The following is a 17,901-nucleotide window of genomic DNA, read 5'->3' as shown; positions in this document are numbered from 1 at the left end:
AACACCTAGAGAAACGAAATGAGCAAGCTGGCGGAAAAGGTCCAACAGGATTTGGTTGAGGCCATCGATAACGATGACCTGGTTCTGCCAACGTTACCGGAAGTGGCCCTGCAGATTCGCCGGGCCGCCGAAGACCCGGATATCAGCGTCACCACCCTGAGTAAAGTCATCGGCCGCGACACCGCCCTGTCGGCGCGCCTGATCAAAGTGGTGAACAGTCCTCTGCTGCGCGGCGCCCAGGAAGTCACCGACCTGCATACGGCCATAACTCGGCTGGGCATCAACTACAGCAGTAACCTGGCCATTGGCCTGGTCATTGAGCAGATTTTCCATGCTCGCTCCGACGTGGTCGGCCAGAAGATGCGCGACGTCTGGCGCAAGAGCCAGGAGATTGCCGGCATCAGCTATTCATTGTGCCGAAGCCACACCCAGCTCAAGCCTGACCAGGCGGCGCTGGGCGGCCTGGTGCACCAGATCGGCGTGCTGCCAATCCTGACCTACGCCCAAGACCACTACGAACTGCTCTCGGACCCGGTTAGCCTCAATCATGTGATCGAGCGCATCCACCCGTTGCTCGGTGACAAACTGCTGAAGGTCTGGGAGTTTCCGGAAATGTTGGTCAATCTGCCGGGACAATACCTGGACTTCAAGCGCCAGCCCGGGGCTGTCGACTACGTCGACCTGGTGCAAGTGGCGACCGTGCATGCGCACCAGGGCGCCCAACACCCACTGGCCCAGATCGACATCAGCAGCCTGCCCGCCTTCAAGCGGCTGGGGATCAACCCGAACAAGCCCATCCCCTGCGCCGAACTGGAAGACTCGCGCACGATGTTTTACTGACCCGTACGCCCGCCCCTGCGGGCTTTGCGTGGAGCTTGCGGGACAGCAGGTTGTTATTGGTAGAAATTTACCGATACCCGGCAAAAAAAATCTATGCCGGCCAAAGCCCCATAAACTCTCGCTCTGTCCAAAAACCAGGCCTCATGGCCGCTTACTGAGCCAGTAAGTCGCACCACAAGCCGAAAAAAACACCTATAATGCGCCGGTAAATCGGGCCTGCAACACCTCCTTACATGAAGGTGAAAGCCATGCTGAAGCCATCGCCGGAGATGACCACGTCGACTCCGCCCTTCAGCGACTTCAGGACACCCGTAGACATTTCTGTTTTTTGCCTGCGTACCGCTGCAACAAACGATTCCTTTAGATCCACCGCGGCCACCAGGCCGTGTGAATAACCGACCTTCAGAGTTTTCACACGGGCAACTGGCCCTCACGCAGGAGACGACACGTCATGCTGAGCTGGGACGAATTCGATAAAGAAGACGGCGAAGTTGTCGCCAAAGGCGCCAATGCTGGCCACGCAACAGAAGCCAACATGGACCGCCTCGACAGCGCCGGTGGTGCTGCTGCGCTCGAAGCGCGCGCTGTGACCGCCAGCGACTCGGCCGCGATCATTCGCGCCAAGGCCGCCCTCGACAAACTCGACGTCGCCGAAGGCCTGGCCGAACTCGAGGGCGCCTCTGCCCGCGTTGCCGTTGACGAGAAGCGCATGATCAACTGCCGCGCCGACCTCAACCAGCTCGTCCCGTTCAAATACGACTGGGCCTGGCAGAAGTACCTGGACGGTTGCGCGAATCACTGGATGCCTCAAGAAGTCAACATGACCGCCGACATCGCCCTCTGGAAAAACCCGGAAGGCCTGACCGACGACGAGCGCCGCATCGTGATGCGCAACCTGGGCTTCTTCTCCACCGCCGACTCCCTGGTTGCCAACAACCTGGTACTGGCCGTGTACCGCCTGATCACCAACCCGGAATGCCGCCAGTACATCCTGCGCCAGGCGTTCGAAGAGGCGATCCACACCCACGCCTACCAGTACTGCATCGAATCGCTGGCCATGGATGAAGGCGAGATCTTCAACATGTACCACGAGATCCCATCGGTCGCGAAAAAAGCCACCTGGGGCCTGAAGTACACCCGTTCGATCTCCGATCCGAAGTTCGAAACCGGCACCGTCGAAACCGACAAAGAGCTGCTGCGCAACCTGATCGCCTACTACTGCGTCCTGGAAGGCATCTTCTTCTACTGCGGCTTCACCCAGATCCTCTCCATGGGCCGGCGCAACAAAATGACCGGCGTCGCCGAGCAGTTCCAGTACATCCTGCGCGACGAATCCATGCACCTGAACTTCGGCATCGACGTGATCAACCAGATCAAGATCGAAAACCCGCACCTGTGGGATGCCGAAATGAAGGAAGAAGCCAGCCAGATGATCCTGCAGGGCACCCAACTGGAAATCGAATACGCACGCGACACCATGCCGCGCGGCGTACTGGGCATGAACGCCGCGATGATGGAGGACTACCTCAAGTTCATCGCCAACCGTCGCCTGTCGCAGATCGGCTTGAAAGAAGAGTACCCAGGTACCACTAACCCGTTCCCATGGATGAGCGAGATCATGGACTTGAAGAAAGAGAAAAACTTCTTTGAAACTCGGGTGATTGAGTATCAGACCGGTGGGGCATTGAGCTGGGATTGATTCCTGACGCTCATCACCGCTGAGTCGATGATCTGAAAAAGCCCTGGATGCGTCATGCGTCCAGGGCTTTTTTGTGAGCCCTTTGCGAGTTGTGCCACTGATAACGTCAAGCGCGGGCGAGCCTTGCTCCTACCTGGGGATGCCAGGGTTGAAAACAATCAGCGCATCCCGCTATTAATACCCCTCCCCTCCAGGACCCGAGCCGCCATGAAATTCGACCGCGCCTACTGCCTCAGCCTCGACGCCAAGCTGTCGATCTATGACGTGCGGGACCTGAATTTTGACGAGACGATGGCGTTCGACTCGGCGAAGGAACACTTCCAGTGCCCCAACGACGTCTGTCGCTCGGCCTTTGGGGTGGCCAACGTGTTGGGGACGATCAATGCCAAGAGCGTGAACTACATCCGCACGCCGCACTTCAAGAATGTGCCGAGCACCCGGCATGTGGAGGGTTGTCCGTATGTCAGCCTCAAGACGCCGAGCGCCGATGGTGTGGAAACGGATGACGGGGTGGAGGAGCATTTTCCGTCGGAGTTGTTACTGACCCGGCGTCAGTATGTGCGCAAGCCTGGTAGCGCCCAGGTGACTGGCAACAGAATGCAGGATCAGGTGCCAGTGGCTCCGGCTAACAGCCAGGTCGAGCGCCCGGCAGTGGAGTCCGCACCGGACAAGACCAGCGTCTTTGCCCATCCGGTGGAGTGTTTCGTTTCGAACTTCGAGAACAAGGACCTGCTCAAGCGCATGCCGCTGAAAATTGGCGAGCACACGGCGTCCTACGCCTCGTTCTTCAAGAAGATCGAATACCTGCAAGACAACAAAGGCCTGGTTTACTGGGGCAAGATCAAGGAGATCAAGGACTACACCCAAAGCTTTCGCATCGACTTCGAGAAGAAAACCTGGTTCGAGAAAAAGCCCTACTCGGTCACCCTGTACCTGGGCAAGAAGCTGATCGACAGCTACCGCAAACGCCAGGCATTCCTCGAGGAGATCAAGCACGCCATCGAGAGCGAGCAGGAACTGTATTGCTTTTTCTACGGCGTGACGCCGGAGTTGAAGCAGGTGCCGAGCAAGAAACACCCCGAGCAGACGTTCGGGGTGTTCAGTGCCAACATCGAGAATCTGGATCACTTCATCATTCGGCAAGCGCCGCAGTTGCACGCTAAGTAAACACGGCGTAACGCTCAACTCGTGGAGTACCGGTACAAGCGTCTAGTACCCGCCTCGACCGCACGATATCGCATCAATCAAAAAATGAGTTTGATCCGGACGCAAAACAACTGTACAAAAACACAGTACTTATTGATTTGCCACTCTCGACCCCGGAGAAACCCATGGCCTCTCTTGCGATGAAAGTCACCCTGGAACGTATCGCCCTGTTCCAGTTCACCCCCAAACACAGTGCACAGGCCCGTGCGATGCTGGATTGGTCACTGGAACAATTGTCCCGCGAGTCCGGGGTCAGCGTAGACGCGATAGCGCGGTTCGAAGCCGGTGCCGAAGTGCTCGACGTCACCCGCCTGGCCCTGGCCTACCGGCTGGAGGCCGAGGGCCTGGTGTTCTTTCCCGGCTTTGCTCCAGGTCGAGGCATGAGCATCAGGGGTTCGGCACCGGATCCGGTGGAGCGAGCGGATTTCGCGATGATCGAGTGATCAACTCAAGCGCTGCCAACCTTAACCATTGGCAACCGCCTGCTCCCCCTGCCCTTCAACCTCAAGCCACCAGGCCTGCCCGTGTTGCGGTTGATTGAGGTTGAAGGCTTCACCCATTTGCGGTGTGGTGATGGACACGCTCTGCTCCCAAGCCAGGGTCAGGATGCGGTCGAAGGGTTCGTGCCAGGCGTGCATCGACAAATCGAAGGTGCCGTTGTGGATCGGTAGCAGCCAACGCCCCTTGAGATCGATGTGAGCTTGCAAGGTTTGTTCGGGTTGCATGTGAATCAGTGGCCAGTCGACATTGTAGGCGCCGGTTTCCATCAGGGTCAGGTCGAAGGGTCCGAACTGTTCTCCGATCGCCTTGAAGCCGTCGAAGTAGCCGGTGTCACCACTGAAGAAGATGCGTTTGTCGCCGTCGATGACCACCCATGAAGCCCAGAGGGTGCTGTTGCCATCGAACAGGCCACGACCGGAAAAGTGCTGGGACGGGGTAGCGATGAAATGAATCCCATCGATCTGCGTGCCTTCCCACCAGTCCAGTTGACGCACCTTGCTGGCATCGACGCCCCACTTGATCAATGTCTCACCCACGCCCAACGGTGTGATGAAGTGGCGGGTCTTGTCTGCCAGCTTGAGGACGGTCTGATGGTCGAGGTGATCGTAGTGGTCGTGGGACAGGATCACCGCTTCGATGTCAGGCAGCTCATCAAGGCTGATCGGCGGCTGATGAAAGCGCTTGGGCCCAGCCCATTGCACCGGAGAAGCGCGCTCGGCGAAAACCGGGTCGGTCAGCCAGAACTTGTTGCGCAGTTTCAACAGGACAGTGGAGTGCCCTAGCCGGAACACACTGTGATTGGGGGCACCGTGCAACTGCTCGCGGGTCAGGCCCTGAACCGGAATCGCTCCGGTCGGCCGGGTGTTGCGTGGTTTGTTGAACAACATGTTCCAGAAGATCTGCACAGTCTTGCGCAAGCTGGGTTGGCGTACCGCGGCATGGTTGCGGTAACGGCCCTGCACCTGGCGGGAGGTTTTCAGTTCTGTGGCGCTGTCCGCCTGGTAAGAGAAAGTGGCCATGTTCAAATGACTCCAGAAAATCCGCTGTAGCCGCAGATTCTCTTTTTCGGACGATAAAGGGCCAATGCACGCACGCGTCAGCCGCAAATTCTGATTTCGCACCGAGCAACTACACTGCACGGTGTAGTTTCTACATTGCAACAAACCCGGGAATAAGTAAACTGCTGGGTGTAAGTGCTCACCCACTCTGCCGAAGCGTATTTATGACAGCCCCCCAGCGCCTGACCGACCGCAAACGCGAAGCCATTGTCCAGGCGGCGATCACCGAATTCCGTAGCAACGGCTTCGACATCACCAGCATGGACAAGATTGCCGCAACGGCGGGGGTGTCCAAGCGCACGGTGTATAACCACTTTGCCAGCAAAGAAGAGTTGTTCGCCGAAATCCTCCAGCGTCTGTGGACCAATATTTGCGCCCAGGAAGACAGCGTCTATAACCCCGGGCAACCGCTGCGCGAACAGCTCGGGCAATTGCTGCACAGCAAGCTGGCCCTGCTGGCGGACAACAGCTTCCTCGACCTGGCCCGCGTGGCTATCGCCGCCACTATCCACTCGCCCGAGCGTGCCCAAGACATGGTCCTGCGCATCGGCGAGCGCGAGGAAGTCCTGACTGCCTGGATTCGTGCAGCCCAGGCTGACGGCACACTCAAGCCGGTCGATCCCGACTTCGCCGCCCAACAATTGCATGGGATGCTCAAGGCCTTCGCCTTCTGGCCACAGATCTCCATGAACCAGCCGGCCCTGTCCGCCGAGATGCAGAGCACTGTCATCGAGTCGGCACTGGACATGTTCCTGGCCTGCTATCAGCGCTGATCCGCCGCACCAACGACCTTGAGCTACGCTGTCATGCCGCAGGCAAGTGCCTGGCGCCTGCACCGGACCCATCATCTGTCTGATGCTCGCGCCTGCAATAAGTGACACTATTGACCTGTTTATTCGATGGATCGCAGCCCTGGATAAAACACAACAAAGTGTTTCGGGGCGACATGAGCGCAGTGAGCTATGGAAAATCAACGCGGCAAAGGCCTGTCATTTGCCAGACGCATCTACAAACCGCGGATCATCGGCCTGGGCATTGGCTGCATCAGTGTCGCAGCGGCGCTTTATCCCTTGGGGGTACCGGCCTGGGTCTGGGGGCTGCTGGGTTTCAACGCTGTGTGCTGGGCGCACCTGGCCTATCAACTGTCGACCCGCTCGGCATTCCCCTACCAGGCGGAACGCCGCAACCTGTTGATCGACTCGTTGCTGGGCGGTTTCTGGGCCGCGACCATGCACTTCAACCCCCTGACCACCGTGACCATCCTCTCGATGATGGCCATGAACAATGTGGCCGCCGGCGGGTTGCGCCTGTTGGTCCACGGTAGCCTCGCCCAACTGCTGGGTATCGGCATGTCATGGTCGCTGCTGGGGATCGGCTTCTCACCGCAGGTCAGCCAGCTCCAGGTGTATGCCTGCTTGCCGATGCTGACGCTTTATCCGCTCGCGGTGGGCATGGTCTGCTATCGCCTGACGATCAAACTGTCCGAGCACAAACGCGCACTCAGTGCCTTGAGCCGCACGGACAGCCTCACCGGCCTGCTCAATCACGGAACCTGGAAAGACCTGCTGCAGGTCAGCTTCCACGAGTGCCAACAGCAACGGGGCCAGGCCACCATTGGCTTGATCGACATCGATCACTTCAAGGCCATCAATGACACCTACGGGCATATCGTCGGCGACAGCGTGTTGCGCCAACTCAGCGCCGAACTCAAGCGCAACCTGCGGCAAAACGATCTGGCGGGACGCTACGGCGGCGATGAGTTCTGTGTGATTCTGCCGAACTTGCCGCTGGACCAGGCCATTGAGGTAATGGAGCGTCTACGCCTGGTCTTCGCCGACTATCGCCACCCTGCCATCGCGCAACTGAAGGTCAGCCTGAGCATTGGCCTGGCGACCTACCAGGCGCATTTCAGTGATGCCGGGCAGTGGCTCGAGGCGGCCGACAAGGCGCTGTACAGCGCCAAGAGCAATGGCCGCAACAGAATCAGCAGTGCACAGGTCAGCACAACAGATCCGGCATGAGAGCAGCGCCGTGGGGCGTATAGTGAGCTTCAGTCCCCCGGACCTGCAGAGACCCTCATGAACCCAGCCACCCCCCCCCCCGCCGCAGCCCCGGTCGACCACCTGCGCTTTCACCGTCCCCACGCGCATCTGGCCGCGACCTTCGGCAACGACACCTTCGCCTTGAAAGCCGAGGCCTTTGCGCGCTTTTTCGGCACGCCGACCTTTCTTGGTGCTCAGACCCTGATCGTCGCCGTCTGGATCGCCCTCAACACCACCGGTGTCACCTCCTTCGATGTCTACCCGTTCATCCTGCTCAACCTGGCATTCAGCCTCCAGGCAGCCTATGCCGCGCCCTTGATCCTGCTGGCGCAAACCCGTCAGGCCGCGCGCGACAAGGCCCAGTCCGATGCCGACGCGCAACACCGTGAGGCGCTGGCCGTGGCCAATGCCGAACGCCAGGCGCAAGCGGCGCAAAATGCCGCCCAACTGCTGCAACTGCTTGAACAGAACACCCGACTCACGGAAATGACCAAGACCCTGACCGAGCGCATAGAAAACCTCACCTCACAGGTGCATCAGCACGTCCTGGGCAACCCACCCCCACAAGCCTGACGCCCCCTAGGCGGGCAAACGAATGGCTCGCGCCAACTCATCAAACAGGGTCACCACCGAGCGCAGCGCGCGGCAGTCCGGGCGAGTCAGCAACCACAGGCTGGTGTCGTAGCCCAGCAAGGGTTCGCTCAATGGCCGCAGCCCTTGGGCAGGGTCGATCAGAAAGTCCGGCAAGGCCGCTACCCCAAGCCCCGCCCGCACCAACTCAGTCACCGCGAGCATGCTGTTACAGCGATAGCTCGGCTGCACGCCCGGCAGCTGCTGGCGTCGCCAGGTGACGGTGGGATGATCCGGCAGGAAGTCATCCGGCGCGATCCAGCTCAGGCGCGCGAGGTCGCTCGAATCGACCGACGGCAGGTAATTCACGCTGGCGCACACCCGATAGGACACCGTCGCCAGGCGACGGCCCACCAGATGCTCCGGTGGCGCCCGGGTCAGGCGCAGGGCAATGTCCGCATCGCGGCGGCTGAGGTTGGCAAAATCATTGGAGGTGCTCAGCTCCAGGGTTAACGCCGGATAGCCCGGCATGAACTGCGCCAGGGCCGGCAGCAGCAAGGCGTGCAAGACCGAGTCGGTGCAGGTCAGGCGCACCGTGCCGCTGATGACTTCACCGCCTTGCTCCACGCCGACCCGCGCCGCATCCAGTGCCTGTTCGGCACGTTCGGCCTGCTCGGCCAGGGTTTGCGCCAGGCTGGTGGGCAAGTAGCCGGCGCGGCTTTTCTCGAACAGCGCCTGGCCCAAGCCAGCTTCCAGGCGCCGGACCGCACGAAACACCGTCGAGACATCGACCTTGAGCAACGCCGCGGCCCGGGCCAGCGAGCCGCCGCGGACCAACGCCAGGACCAGCACCAGGTCGGGGTAGTCCAGTTGATAGTGCGCAGCTGCATTGATCACTTGGGTAAACGCCCATATTGATTGCGTGAACGCCAATCTATAGTGCCCCCCAACAACCGACAAGTCTTGGAGACGCCATGTCCAATCCAGCCCAACTGCGCATTGCCCTGATCGGCGACTACGACCCGCAGGTCCTCGCCCACCAGGCCATTCCCCTGGCCCTGAACCTGGCCGCCCAGCACACGGGGCGAGAGGTGCAGTCGCAGTGGCTGGCCACCGAGCGGATCGACGACCAGACCCGCTTCACCGACTTCGACGGTTTCTGGTGCGTGCCTGCCAGCCCTTACCGCAACGCCGACGGCGCGCTGCGGGCGATTCAGTTTGCCCGGCAAGCGCAGCGGCCGTTCCTCGGTACCTGCGGTGGATTTCAACACGCGGTGCTGGAGTTCGCCCGCCACGTCCTGGGCTGGACCGACGCCGAACATGGCGAAACCTCACCCGACGCCACCCGCGCCGTGATCACGCCCCTGGCCTGCGCCTTGGTCGAGGCCATCGACACTATCCAATTGCGCGAGGACTCGCTGATTGCCACGGCCTACGCCAGCCAGCACATCAGCGAAGGCTACCGCTGCCGCTACGGGATCAACCCCGAGTTCGCCGACGCCCTGCTGCGCCACGGCCTGCGCGCCACGGGCCACGACTCTGGCGGTGACCTGCGGGCCATCGAATTGCAGGGCCATCCGTTTTTCGTCGCCAGCCTGTTTCAACCGGAACGGGCCGCGCTCGAGGGTCGGTTGCCGCCCTTGGTCAAGGCCTTTGTCGAGGCCTGCGCGAGGAATCCGCGATGATCGCCAACACCCCAGCCGCCCCCTACTACGCGGTGATCTTTACCTCGCTGCGCACGGAAGACGATCACGGCTACGGCCAGGCGGCCCAGCGTATGGTCGAACTGGCTCGCAAGCAGCCAGGGTTTCTCGGCGTGGAATCGGCGCGCGGTGAAGATGGCCTGGGCATCACGGTGTCCTACTGGACCGACGAAGCAGCGATCCTCGCCTGGAAGCGCCACGCCGAACACAGCGCCATCCGCGAGCAAGGCCGCGCGACCTGGTACCAGGGGTTTCACACGCGGGTGTGCAAGGTCGAGCGCGCGTATGCCTTCGCCACCTAGCCCGGCACCCGCTGGCGCAGGGCCGAGATCTCCGGCACATCGGCGCGGCGCATGTACACCCGCAGCGGTTCACTGATGTTGATTCGGTCGTCGATGTTCTGATCCAGCAACACCTGGATCAGTTCGCGCTTGAGGGTCATGGCCTGCTCCGGGCCAGGGGCCCAGACGAACTCGCTGGAGGGGATGATGCCGTCGTCGGCGACGTCCATGCCGAACGAGTCTTCGCTGAAGCGCACGATGTACTGGCCAGTCTTGCGGTTGAGGCCGACGAAGCCGTTGAGTTGGTCGGCGGCCTGGCAGATGAGTTGCGAAGTGATGGGCATGATAAACCTCACGTAAGGTCCCAATGGACCGCTGATCAATGGTTTACACGCAAGGCAAGCATCCGGGTTTCCCTCTGCCGGGGAAACTGCCGGGGCCAAGAGTACTGCAAAGTCGCGCACAAAAGCGCGGAAAAAAACCGTCTAAAGCGGGGTTTATGTCGGTGCTGCGATAGCACAACGCTCGCTCAGTTGTTAAAAGGTACTCCTTTGCAAAACGACTGACGAAAGGACTTCGACCATGCCTGTCAACTTCACCCACAGCGTCCTGTTGCTGAGCCTGATGCTCGGCGGCGGCCAGGCACAGGCGCTCAGCCAGCCCGGCCCGAACGCACTGGCCACCGCCAACGGCATCCCGCACCCGGCCGTGATCGCCCACCGCGGCGCCTCCTTCGATGCTCCGGAATCCACTGCCGCCGCCTATAAACTGGCGCGCGACCTGGGCGCCGATTACCTGGAACTGGACCTGCAACGCAGCAAGGACGGCGTGCTGTTCGCCCTGCACGACGACAACCTGCAACGCACCACCGACGTCGCCAGCAAGTTCCCTGAACGCAAGGACAGCCCCGCCAACGCCTTCACCCTCGCCGAGCTGAAAACCCTCGATGCCGGCAGCTGGTTCAACAGCGCCTACCCGGATCGCGCCCGACCTGCGTACGTGGGCCTGAAAATCCTCACCCTGGACGAAGTCATCGACATCGCCCAAGGCAACCCACGGCACAAGCCCGGCCTGTACATCGAGACCAAGGAACCCCAGCAATTCCCGGGGATCGAGCGCGACCTCAAGGACAAGCTGCAAGACCGCGGCTGGCTGAGCCCGGCCGGCTCCAAGCTGGCCAAGAGCGAACTGGGCGTGGGCCAGGGCAAAGGCAAGGTCGTGCTGCAGACCTTCGACAAGAACAGCCTGCAGATGCTGCACAAGGAAATGCCGCAGGTGCCGAAGATCCTCCTGCTGTGGGTCGCCGAGGGCAGCATCGAGCCCAAGTCCAAGATCAAGTTCGCCGAGTCCGGGGACAAGGACAAAGCCACCTTTTATGCCAGGCAGCAACCCAAGGACAACGCCGCCTTCGAGCAATGGGTCGACTACGCCAAGGCCCAGGGCGCCATCGGCACGGGCCCATCCGCGACCCTGACCCGCCTAGGGGACCAGAGTTATGCCAACCTGGTGCAACCGTGGATGAACCAGTACACCCACGACCAGAGCCTGCTGGTGCATGTCTATACCCTCGACGAAGACGTCGACTTCCAGAAAGTGATGGCCGCCGGAGTCGACGGCATCTTCACCAACCGCGCCAGCGAACTGCTCAAGTACTACCAGCGTCCGGCAACCGGCAGTGTGGCCCAGTTACTTGAACGCAACGGCTTCTGAGTGAGCAACGAGCACGAGTGGAAAGGCCAACTGTGGCTGGGCCGCGACTATGGCCTGGTCCACGGCAGATTGGGGCGTACCGCGCCCCATGCGCATTACGCCCATCAGTTGATCATCGCTGGCGGCCAACCGCTGCAGGTCAGCCTGGAAGGAGCCCCCCAGGTCTGCGACCGGTTGTTTATCGAATCGCTGCGCAACCACGCCATCATGCACGGTGTGGACAACGTCCTGTGTATCTACGCCGAGCCCTTGATGTTCGAGGCCCAGGCCCTGCAGGACTGCCTGGTCGACGTCGAGCGGTCCTTGCCAGCCATGGCCCACGCCTTGTTGCAGTGCCCACGGCGCCCCCTCAACGACCCGCGCATTGGCCGTGCCTTGCAGGCCCTGGACAGCCTGTTGGCAGGCAAGGTCTCGGCGGCGTCCCTGGCCGCGCAGGCCCATGTTTCCCTGAGCCAACTGGAACGGCTGTTCGCCCGCCAGGTCGGCCTGCCCGTTCGGCGCCTGGTGCTCTGGCGTCGTCTGCGCCTGGCCATGGCACTGATGCTGTCTGGCAGCAAGCTCACGGTGGCCGCCCACGCGGCTGGCTTTGCCGATGCCGCGCACCTGTCGCGCACCCTGAAAAAAATCTTCGGGGTGACCGCCAGCCACGGCTTGAATGGCATGGACATCCGCCTGCTCGACTGAGCCCTTAGCGGCGCAACGCCTCCGGCACCGGCGGCTCGTCACTGAACTGCTCGGGCTTGAACGGCTCCAGCAGTTGCTCGACATACCCCTGGGGGAAGTCCGCGCGATTGCCAATCCCCAACTCACCCTGCCTGATGGAATAGGCGCCGGCGTGCAGTGCCGTGCCCAGCAAGCGGTCCCACAGATTGAAAAACAGGCCGAAGTTCACATTACCGGCGGCACCGTACTTCATGTGGTGCAGGCGATGGACCGGTGCCCAGGCGAACACATGGGACAAAACCCCCGGGGTCATGTCGACATTGGAGTGTTGCAACAGCAACTGCAGACTGATGGCGAACGCCAGCAACAGTGCCACGTCCAGCGGAATACCCAACACGATCAAGGGCAAGAACCCCACCGCCGCCTCGAGCATCTGGTGCAACGGGTGTTTCATCAATCCGTTGAAGCCATAGAGCCGCTGGACACTGTGATGCACCGCATGCAGGCGCCACATCCAGGGCACGTGGTGACTGACGTAATGAGTCAGGCTGACGCCCGCATCGGCAATCGCGATCGCCAGCAGCAACTGGCCCCACAGCGGCCAACTGCCAGGCCACAGGCCCTCGAACGACAGCAGCGCCACCAGCCCCGGCAGGATCAGCAACGCCGCCCCATTGCAGGCTTCGTTGACCAGTGCATGGGCCACATCGCGCCAGCCATCCCCCAGATTGCGGTTCCACTGCGGTTCATAGGGCAGCAACCGTTCGACCAGGAACGACACCAGCAGGGCACAGAGAAAAATCACCACCAGCCACCCGGGCGAACGGCCTGCCCCACCGACCACAGCGATACCCAAAGCCAGGAATCCGCCCAGGAAAACCGGGGCATACAGCGTTGTTAACCAGCGTTTCATTTGAGCCTCCTTTGACCTGGGCCCAGCATGAAACGCTTTGATGTGCGAGGATTGAACAAATGGCGCAAAGCGCAGCCGGCGTGGATTAAGGATGAGTTAAGTTGCGCCGGTTAACCTGACTCCACTTAAACAGCTCAACCAAGGAATGCCCCCCATGAAAAAGTTGACCACCCTGTTCACTGCCGCAGCCCTGACCCTGACCGCCGGTTTTGCCATGGCTGACGTGCGCCCGGACCAGATCCCGGGGCTGCTCAAGGCCGGCACTGTCATGGACTTTGAAAAACTCAACCAGGCAGCCCTTGCCCAGCACCCAGGCACCACCGCGGCCAACATCACCGACACCGAGCTGGACCATAACGCCACCACCGGCACTTATGTCTACGAGGTGGAAATCCGTGATGCCAAGAATGCCAAGTGGGAGACCAAGCTCGACGCCAAGACCGGCGCGGTCCTGAGCAACGTTCAAGACAAGTAAGCGCACAGCACAAGAAAGCCGCATGACCTCACGGTTGAGCGGCTTTTTTTTGCGTTGACGAAATAGCCATACGCCAAAATCGCACAAGGCGTACGCTGGTTGGCTAGACTCCGTCCATCCCCCCTTTTGCAGAGACCCTTGGCCCATGAGCTCAACAGTGGCAGCCGATATCGCGACCATCGGCCGCATCAGTGCAGTGCCCGCCATGCTCCAGGTCATCAGGGAAATGACCGGCCTGCGTTTCGCGGCGGTGGCGCGGGTCACCGGAACCTCATGGACCGCCTGTGCGCTACTCGACCAGTTGGATTTCGGCCTGTTGGTGGGCGGCGAACTGGACATTGCCTCCACCCTCTGCCATCAGGTTCGCGCCAGCCACCGGTCAGTGGTCATCGACAAGGCCAGTGACGATCCGCTGTATTGCCAGCACCACACCCCCAGGCTCTACCAGTTCGAAAGCTACATCTCGGTGCCAGTGTTCCGCACCGACGGACGTTTCTTCGGCACTATTTGCGCACTCGACCCCAACCCCGCCGAGCTCAAGTCCAGTCCCATCCAGAGCACCGTGGAGTCTTTCGCCCGCCTGCTGTCGTTGCAGATCGAGGCCGAAGAAAACCTGCAGCAAACCGAAGCCCAACTACGCGAGGAGCGCCAATCGGCCGAGTTGCGCGAACAGTTCATCGCCGTACTCGGCCATGACCTGCGCAACCCGCTGTTCGCCATCACCGTGGGCGCCGAACGCCTGCTGCACAAACACGCTCACCCGGCCACCGACACCCTGGCCCGGCACATACTCAACAGCGGGCGCCGCGCCTCGCAACTGGTCGAAGATGTCCTCGACTTTGCCCGCGGCCGCATGGGCGGTGGGATTCCGGTGGTCATCGCCGCCTGCCCGGACCTCGACGAACCCCTGCTGCAGGTGATCAGCGAAGTGCGTAGCGTCCATCCCGAGCGCCAGATCATTGCCCGCTTCGGCGAGCTGACAGGGATTCACTGTGATCGCGACAGGGTCGCGCAGCTGCTCTCCAACCTGCTGGCCAACGCGGTCGTCCATGGCGCTGCCGATAGCACCGTCGAAGTCAGCGCCCAAATCGAACAGGGGTATTTTGTGCTCAGGGTAAAAAACCAGGGCGAGATTGCCGAATCAGTCCTGCCCCAGTTATTCCAGCCCTACTCCAGACCGGCCAGCGCTACCCCCCAGGCCGGTCTCGGCTTGGGTTTGTACATTGCCAGCCAGATCGCCCGCTCCCATGCCGGCCACCTGGAGGTGATCTCCACCGAACAGGACGGCACCCTGTTCACCTTCAGGCTGCCGCTCACCGCCCAGCACTGAGCGGCCAGTGCCTCAGGCGCTCAAGCGCGCCGTCACTTCATTGAGTTGGCCCGACAAACCGTGCAGGTTATTGCTCGCCGCTTCCGTGCGCTGCACGTTGTCCAGGTTGGTGCTGGCGATGCTGGTGATCTCGGTCAAGTTGCGCGAGATGTCTTCGGCCACCGACGTCTGCTCCTCGGCGGCGGTGGCGATCTGGCGGTTCATGTCGCGAATCGCTTCCACCGACTCAGTGATGCGTTCCAGCATCAGCCCAGCCTGGGTCACCTGCTCGACGCTCTCATTGCTGCGCGACTGACCGCTTTCAATCGCCAGCGCCGCGTCCACCGCACCGGTCTGTACGCTCTGGATGATCTGGTTGATCTCGATGATCGATGCCGCCGTACGCTGGGCCAGGCTGCGCACTTCATCGGCCACCACGGCAAAACCACGTCCGGCCTCGCCGGCACGCGCCGCTTCGATGGCCGCGTTGAGCGCCAGCAAATTGGTCTGCTCGGCGATGCCGCGAATCACTTCCAGCACCTTGCCGATGCGCCCGCTGTCGGTTTCCAGGCGGCGGATCACGGTGGCGGTGTTGGCGATTTCCCCCCGCATCTGGGTGATCGACTCAATGGTGCTTTGCATCACCAGTTCCCCCTGCTGGGCCGACTGGTCGGCATCATCCGCCGCCCGCGCCGCAGCGGCTGCATGGCGCGCAACTTCCTGGGCGGTGGCGGACATTTCGTTCATCGCCGTCGCCACCTGGTCGGTGCGGCTGAACTGTTCGTTGGTGCCGTGGGACATCAGGCCGGCAATGGAATTGAGTTCGCCGCTGGCGTTGTCCAGGTCCGTGGCACTGCGCTGCAGGCCGGCAAAGGTTTCGGCGAGAAAATCGCGCAGGGTGTTGGCGGCGACTGCCAGCCGGCCCAGTTCATCCTGGCGATCACTGGCCACCCGGGCGCTGAATCGGCCCTGGCTCAGTTGGGCGACGTAGTCGATCAATTGACGAATCGGCTCCACCAGATGCCGGTTGACCAACCACAGGCTGAACAGCCCGATCACCAGCGCCGAGACCAGCATCACCACCATCCCCAGCAGCACGGTGCGATCGGCACTGGCGCTGATCTGCAGCGATTGTTGGCTGCCGCGCTTGCGCAACTCACTGACCAGCTCGCTCATCTGCTCGCTGGTGGCACGGTCCACGCCCTTGACCGCATTGTCGCCGGCGGCCGGATCGGCACCGGCCGCCAGATACGCCGCGTGACCTTGCTGGTAGGCGCTACCCAGGACTCGATGGGCCTCGCGCAAGCGGTCGATGCGCGCCTTCAGCGCAGGCTCGATCCCCGGTTGGCGCACCAGTTCGCCAAGAATGTTCTGCACCTCACCCTGGCGCGCCTGGAATTGCGCCCAGTATTTGTCCCCTTCCGCCGGCTGCTTGCCGCGCAGCAGCACGTTTTTCCATTCCTGGACCTGCACCTTGAATTGCAGGTTGGCCTCGTCGATCAACTGCGAAGTATGCAAGGGCCCTTCGATCAGGTTGCGGTAACTCTGCACCCCGGCGGACAGAAAGTGAAAGCTGGCCAGCGCAATCAACAACATGGCCAACAGACTGCCGCTCAGCAGCGCTAGGAGTTTGGCTCTCAGGGAATTTTGCAAAAACATCGAGTGATATCTCATGACAGGAATAAGGCGGACACCGAAGTGCGCAGACCAGCCTAGCCGTCATCGGCCCTGAAGAGGATTTCTTGAGTCGCGCTGACCAGCGGTTTAGAGCCCCGCTCCCCGTTCGTCAAAGCGTCACAAAACGGTCAGATTGGCTTGCCATGATGCCGCCCAAGCGCCGCTGTGAATTGCATGGCGGGCGCTCCCGCCAGCGAGACGCCATGAACCACAGCATCGACCAACGCCACCGCGACGCCGATCTTTTTGGCCTGCTCTACGGGTTCAGCTTTCGCCCCAGCGAACCCGGTCGGGAAATCACGTCGGCCCAGGCCCTGCAGCGCCTGCAACAGCCCGACAGCGCCGATGAATTTCTCTGGCTGCACCTGAACCTGGCGCACGCTGCCTGTGAGCGCTGGATGAAAGCGCACCTGGCGTTACCCGAAGAATTCTTCGAAGCCTTGCACGAGGGCTCGCGCTCGACCCGCATCGAACACGTCGACTCGGCCTTGCTGGCGGTGGTCAACGATGTGGTGTTCAACCTCAGCAACCTGGTGTCCTCGGATGTCTCGACCCTGTGGGTCTGTGCCCGCAGTCGGCTGATCATCAGCGCACGCCTGCAACCGCTGCACTCGGTGGACAAGCTGCGCTCTTCGGTCAAGGCCGGCGAGTGCTTTCGCTCGCCCCTGGAGTTACTGGTGCATCTGCTACGCGACCAGGGCGAAGTGCTGACCCAGATCGTGCGCAAGACCAGCCTCAGCGTGGATCAGGTCGAAGACCAGTTGCTGTCCTCACGGCTGTCGACCAACCGCGCCGAACTGGGCGCCAACCGCCGGGTGCTGGTGCGCCTGCAACGCCTGTTGGCGCTGGAACCCGGCTCCCTGCTGCGCCTGCTCAACCGTCCGCCGCACTGGTTGCAGAAGGAGGACGTCAAGGAGTTGCGCAAGTCCACCGAAGAGTTTGCGCTGATCATCAACGACCTCACGGCCCTGGGCGAGCGGATCAAGCTGCTGCAGGAAGAAATCGCCGCCAACCTCAACGAACAGAGCAACCGCACCCTGTTCACCCTGACCGTGGTCACCGTACTGGCCCTGCCGATCAACATCATTGCCGGCTTCTTCGGCATGAACGTCGGCGGCGTACCGCTGTCCGGCGACCCCCACGGGTTCTGGGTCCTGGTGGCGCTGGTCGCCACCTTTACGGTGATTGCCGGACGCTGGGCGTTTCGCAAGCGTGGGGATTACTGACCCGGTCTTTACGCCTGACCTTGGCGCC

General features: G+C 61.6%; 20 protein-coding genes and 1 pseudogene. 14 read left to right on the top strand and 7 right to left on the bottom strand.

Annotation, left to right across the window (positions count from 1 at the left end; all coding sequences use genetic code 11):
* The first annotated feature begins 18 nt into the window (after positions 1–18).
* The gene (locus tag AACY45_RS00490) at positions 19–840 is read left to right on the top strand and encodes an HDOD domain-containing protein (protein ID WP_339543650.1); all 822 of its coding nucleotides are present in this window, start codon (positions 19–21) and stop codon (positions 838–840) included.
* Between the two features lie 229 nt (positions 841–1,069).
* Here the strand turns inward: AACY45_RS00490 and AACY45_RS00485 are convergent, their stop codons facing one another.
* A complete protein-coding gene (locus AACY45_RS00485) occupies positions 1,070–1,255 on the bottom strand; it encodes a hypothetical protein (RefSeq protein WP_339543649.1) in 186 nt (61 codons plus the stop codon).
* Positions 1,256–1,291: 36 nt separating this feature from the next.
* On the opposite strand from AACY45_RS00485, the gene AACY45_RS00480 reads away from it, so the two are divergent.
* The 3 genes from AACY45_RS00480 (at position 1,292) to AACY45_RS00470 (ending at position 4,188) form a co-directional block, all read left to right on the top strand.
* Positions 1,292–2,539, top strand: coding sequence for a ribonucleotide-diphosphate reductase subunit beta (locus AACY45_RS00480; RefSeq protein WP_339543648.1), 1,248 nt, complete (start codon positions 1,292–1,294; stop codon positions 2,537–2,539).
* Positions 2,540–2,746: 207 nt separating this feature from the next.
* A complete protein-coding gene (locus tag AACY45_RS00475; protein WP_339543647.1) occupies positions 2,747–3,706 on the top strand; it encodes a hypothetical protein in 960 nt (319 codons plus the stop codon).
* Between the two features lie 164 nt (positions 3,707–3,870).
* A complete protein-coding gene (locus tag AACY45_RS00470; RefSeq protein ID WP_339543646.1) occupies positions 3,871–4,188 on the top strand; it encodes a helix-turn-helix domain-containing protein in 318 nt (105 codons plus the stop codon).
* Between the two features lie 21 nt (positions 4,189–4,209).
* Here AACY45_RS00470 and AACY45_RS00465 read toward each other — a convergent pair whose 3' ends face one another.
* Positions 4,210–5,265 carry an MBL fold metallo-hydrolase gene (locus tag AACY45_RS00465; RefSeq protein WP_339543645.1) on the bottom strand — a complete coding sequence of 352 codons (1,056 nt, stop codon included), beginning with the start codon at positions 5,263–5,265 and terminating at the stop codon, positions 4,210–4,212.
* A gap of 203 nt (positions 5,266–5,468) precedes the next feature.
* Between AACY45_RS00465 and AACY45_RS00460 the strand changes: the two genes are divergently transcribed.
* The 3 genes from AACY45_RS00460 to AACY45_RS00450 all read left to right on the top strand — a co-directional run bounded on the left by AACY45_RS00460 (position 5,469) and on the right by AACY45_RS00450 (position 7,919).
* A complete protein-coding gene (locus tag AACY45_RS00460) occupies positions 5,469–6,077 on the top strand; it encodes a TetR/AcrR family transcriptional regulator (protein ID WP_339543644.1) in 609 nt (202 codons plus the stop codon).
* Positions 6,078–6,266: 189 nt separating this feature from the next.
* Positions 6,267–7,325 (top strand): diguanylate cyclase, encoded by a 1,059-nt coding sequence (locus AACY45_RS00455; RefSeq protein WP_339543643.1) that lies wholly within the window; start codon positions 6,267–6,269, stop codon positions 7,323–7,325.
* Between the two features lie 57 nt (positions 7,326–7,382).
* Positions 7,383–7,919: a DUF1003 domain-containing protein gene (locus tag AACY45_RS00450; protein WP_339543642.1), complete on the top strand. Its 537-nt coding sequence runs from the start codon at positions 7,383–7,385 to the stop codon at positions 7,917–7,919.
* A gap of 6 nt (positions 7,920–7,925) precedes the next feature.
* On the opposite strand, the gene AACY45_RS00445 is transcribed toward AACY45_RS00450, so the two are convergent.
* Complete coding sequence (locus tag AACY45_RS00445) at positions 7,926–8,876, bottom strand: LysR family transcriptional regulator (RefSeq protein ID WP_339543641.1); 951 nt, start codon at positions 8,874–8,876, stop codon at positions 7,926–7,928.
* 14 nt (positions 8,877–8,890) lie between these two features.
* Between AACY45_RS00445 and AACY45_RS00440 the strand changes: the two genes are divergently transcribed.
* Both AACY45_RS00440 and AACY45_RS00435 read left to right on the top strand, forming a co-directional pair.
* The gene (locus tag AACY45_RS00440) at positions 8,891–9,601 is read left to right on the top strand and encodes a CTP synthase C-terminal region-related (seleno)protein (RefSeq protein WP_339543640.1); all 711 of its coding nucleotides are present in this window, start codon (positions 8,891–8,893) and stop codon (positions 9,599–9,601) included.
* Positions 9,598–9,921 carry an antibiotic biosynthesis monooxygenase family protein gene (locus AACY45_RS00435; RefSeq protein ID WP_339543639.1) on the top strand — a complete coding sequence of 108 codons (324 nt, stop codon included), beginning with the start codon at positions 9,598–9,600 and terminating at the stop codon, positions 9,919–9,921. The genes AACY45_RS00440 and AACY45_RS00435 overlap by 4 nt, the downstream gene beginning before the upstream one ends.
* Here the strand turns inward: AACY45_RS00435 and AACY45_RS00430 are convergent.
* Positions 9,918–10,244, bottom strand: coding sequence for a DUF2025 family protein (locus AACY45_RS00430; protein ID WP_339543638.1), 327 nt, complete (start codon positions 10,242–10,244; stop codon positions 9,918–9,920). The two genes, AACY45_RS00435 and AACY45_RS00430, sit on opposite strands and share 4 nt — an antisense overlap.
* 238 nt (positions 10,245–10,482) lie before the next feature.
* Here AACY45_RS00430 and AACY45_RS00425 point away from each other — a divergent pair, with 238 nt between their 5' ends.
* Both AACY45_RS00425 and AACY45_RS00420 read left to right on the top strand, forming a co-directional pair.
* Positions 10,483–11,610 carry a glycerophosphodiester phosphodiesterase gene (locus AACY45_RS00425; RefSeq protein WP_339543637.1) on the top strand — a complete coding sequence of 376 codons (1,128 nt, stop codon included), beginning with the start codon at positions 10,483–10,485 and terminating at the stop codon, positions 11,608–11,610.
* Complete coding sequence (locus AACY45_RS00420; RefSeq protein ID WP_339543636.1) at positions 11,611–12,294, top strand: helix-turn-helix domain-containing protein; 684 nt, start codon at positions 11,611–11,613, stop codon at positions 12,292–12,294. It abuts the gene before it with no gap.
* Positions 12,295–12,298: 4 nt separating this feature from the next.
* Here AACY45_RS00420 and AACY45_RS00415 read toward each other — a convergent pair whose 3' ends face one another.
* Positions 12,299–13,186, bottom strand: coding sequence for a sterol desaturase family protein (locus AACY45_RS00415; RefSeq protein WP_339543635.1), 888 nt, complete (start codon positions 13,184–13,186; stop codon positions 12,299–12,301).
* 154 nt (positions 13,187–13,340) lie between these two features.
* On the opposite strand from AACY45_RS00415, the gene AACY45_RS00410 reads away from it, so the two are divergent.
* Entirely contained in the window at positions 13,341–13,661 is a 321-nt protein-coding gene (locus AACY45_RS00410) for a PepSY domain-containing protein (protein ID WP_339543634.1), read from the top strand.
* A gap of 145 nt (positions 13,662–13,806) precedes the next feature.
* Complete coding sequence (locus AACY45_RS00405; protein ID WP_339543633.1) at positions 13,807–14,991, top strand: GAF domain-containing sensor histidine kinase; 1,185 nt, start codon at positions 13,807–13,809, stop codon at positions 14,989–14,991.
* Positions 14,992–15,003: 12 nt separating this feature from the next.
* Here AACY45_RS00405 and AACY45_RS29225 read toward each other — a convergent pair whose 3' ends face one another.
* Positions 15,004–15,708: a methyl-accepting chemotaxis protein gene (locus AACY45_RS29225; protein WP_445261153.1), complete on the bottom strand. Its 705-nt coding sequence runs from the start codon at positions 15,706–15,708 to the stop codon at positions 15,004–15,006.
* Between the two features lie 228 nt (positions 15,709–15,936).
* Positions 15,937–16,047, bottom strand: a pseudogene (locus AACY45_RS29220) (hypothetical protein); the annotation flags it as partial.
* Between the two features lie 803 nt (positions 16,048–16,850).
* Here AACY45_RS29220 and AACY45_RS00395 point away from each other — a divergent pair.
* On the top strand, positions 16,851–17,873 hold the full coding sequence (locus AACY45_RS00395; protein ID WP_339543631.1) for a transporter: 1,023 nt from the start codon (positions 16,851–16,853) through the stop codon (positions 17,871–17,873).
* Positions 17,874–17,901: the final 28 nt, after the last annotated feature.

Origin of the sequence: Pseudomonas sp. RA_35y_Pfl2_P32, from assembly GCF_963970735.1 — a bacterium.
In the GTDB taxonomy this organism is placed as follows: domain Bacteria; phylum Pseudomonadota; class Gammaproteobacteria; order Pseudomonadales; family Pseudomonadaceae; genus Aquipseudomonas.
Note: the sequence above shows the minus strand (reverse complement) of the source record. Positions and strands in the feature narration are given on the sequence as shown.

Excerpts from the sequence above, each read along its gene's own strand:
- AACY45_RS00490 (WP_339543650.1), top strand. The coding sequence starts at position 19 with ATGAGCAAGCTGGCGGAAAAGGTCCAACAGGATTTGGTTGAGGCCATC.
- AACY45_RS00480 (WP_339543648.1), top strand. The coding sequence starts at position 1,292 with ATGCTGAGCTGGGACGAATTCGATAAAGAAGACGGCGAAGTTGTCGCC.
- AACY45_RS00475 (WP_339543647.1), top strand. The coding sequence starts at position 2,747 with ATGAAATTCGACCGCGCCTACTGCCTCAGCCTCGACGCCAAGCTGTCG.
- AACY45_RS00470 (WP_339543646.1), top strand. The coding sequence starts at position 3,871 with ATGGCCTCTCTTGCGATGAAAGTCACCCTGGAACGTATCGCCCTGTTC.
- AACY45_RS00465 (WP_339543645.1), bottom strand. The coding sequence starts at position 5,265 with ATGGCCACTTTCTCTTACCAGGCGGACAGCGCCACAGAACTGAAAACC.
- AACY45_RS00460 (WP_339543644.1), top strand. The coding sequence starts at position 5,469 with ATGACAGCCCCCCAGCGCCTGACCGACCGCAAACGCGAAGCCATTGTC.
- AACY45_RS00455 (WP_339543643.1), top strand. The coding sequence starts at position 6,267 with ATGGAAAATCAACGCGGCAAAGGCCTGTCATTTGCCAGACGCATCTAC.
- AACY45_RS00450 (WP_339543642.1), top strand. The coding sequence starts at position 7,383 with ATGAACCCAGCCACCCCCCCCCCCGCCGCAGCCCCGGTCGACCACCTG.
- AACY45_RS00440 (WP_339543640.1), top strand. The coding sequence starts at position 8,891 with ATGTCCAATCCAGCCCAACTGCGCATTGCCCTGATCGGCGACTACGAC.
- AACY45_RS00435 (WP_339543639.1), top strand. The coding sequence starts at position 9,598 with ATGATCGCCAACACCCCAGCCGCCCCCTACTACGCGGTGATCTTTACC.
- AACY45_RS00430 (WP_339543638.1), bottom strand. The coding sequence starts at position 10,244 with ATGCCCATCACTTCGCAACTCATCTGCCAGGCCGCCGACCAACTCAAC.
- AACY45_RS00425 (WP_339543637.1), top strand. The coding sequence starts at position 10,483 with ATGCCTGTCAACTTCACCCACAGCGTCCTGTTGCTGAGCCTGATGCTC.
- AACY45_RS00415 (WP_339543635.1), bottom strand. The coding sequence starts at position 13,186 with ATGAAACGCTGGTTAACAACGCTGTATGCCCCGGTTTTCCTGGGCGGA.
- AACY45_RS00410 (WP_339543634.1), top strand. The coding sequence starts at position 13,341 with ATGAAAAAGTTGACCACCCTGTTCACTGCCGCAGCCCTGACCCTGACC.
- AACY45_RS00405 (WP_339543633.1), top strand. The coding sequence starts at position 13,807 with ATGAGCTCAACAGTGGCAGCCGATATCGCGACCATCGGCCGCATCAGT.
- AACY45_RS29225 (WP_445261153.1), bottom strand. The coding sequence starts at position 15,708 with ATGTCCGCCACCGCCCAGGAAGTTGCGCGCCATGCAGCCGCTGCGGCG.
- AACY45_RS00395 (WP_339543631.1), top strand. The coding sequence starts at position 16,851 with ATGAACCACAGCATCGACCAACGCCACCGCGACGCCGATCTTTTTGGC.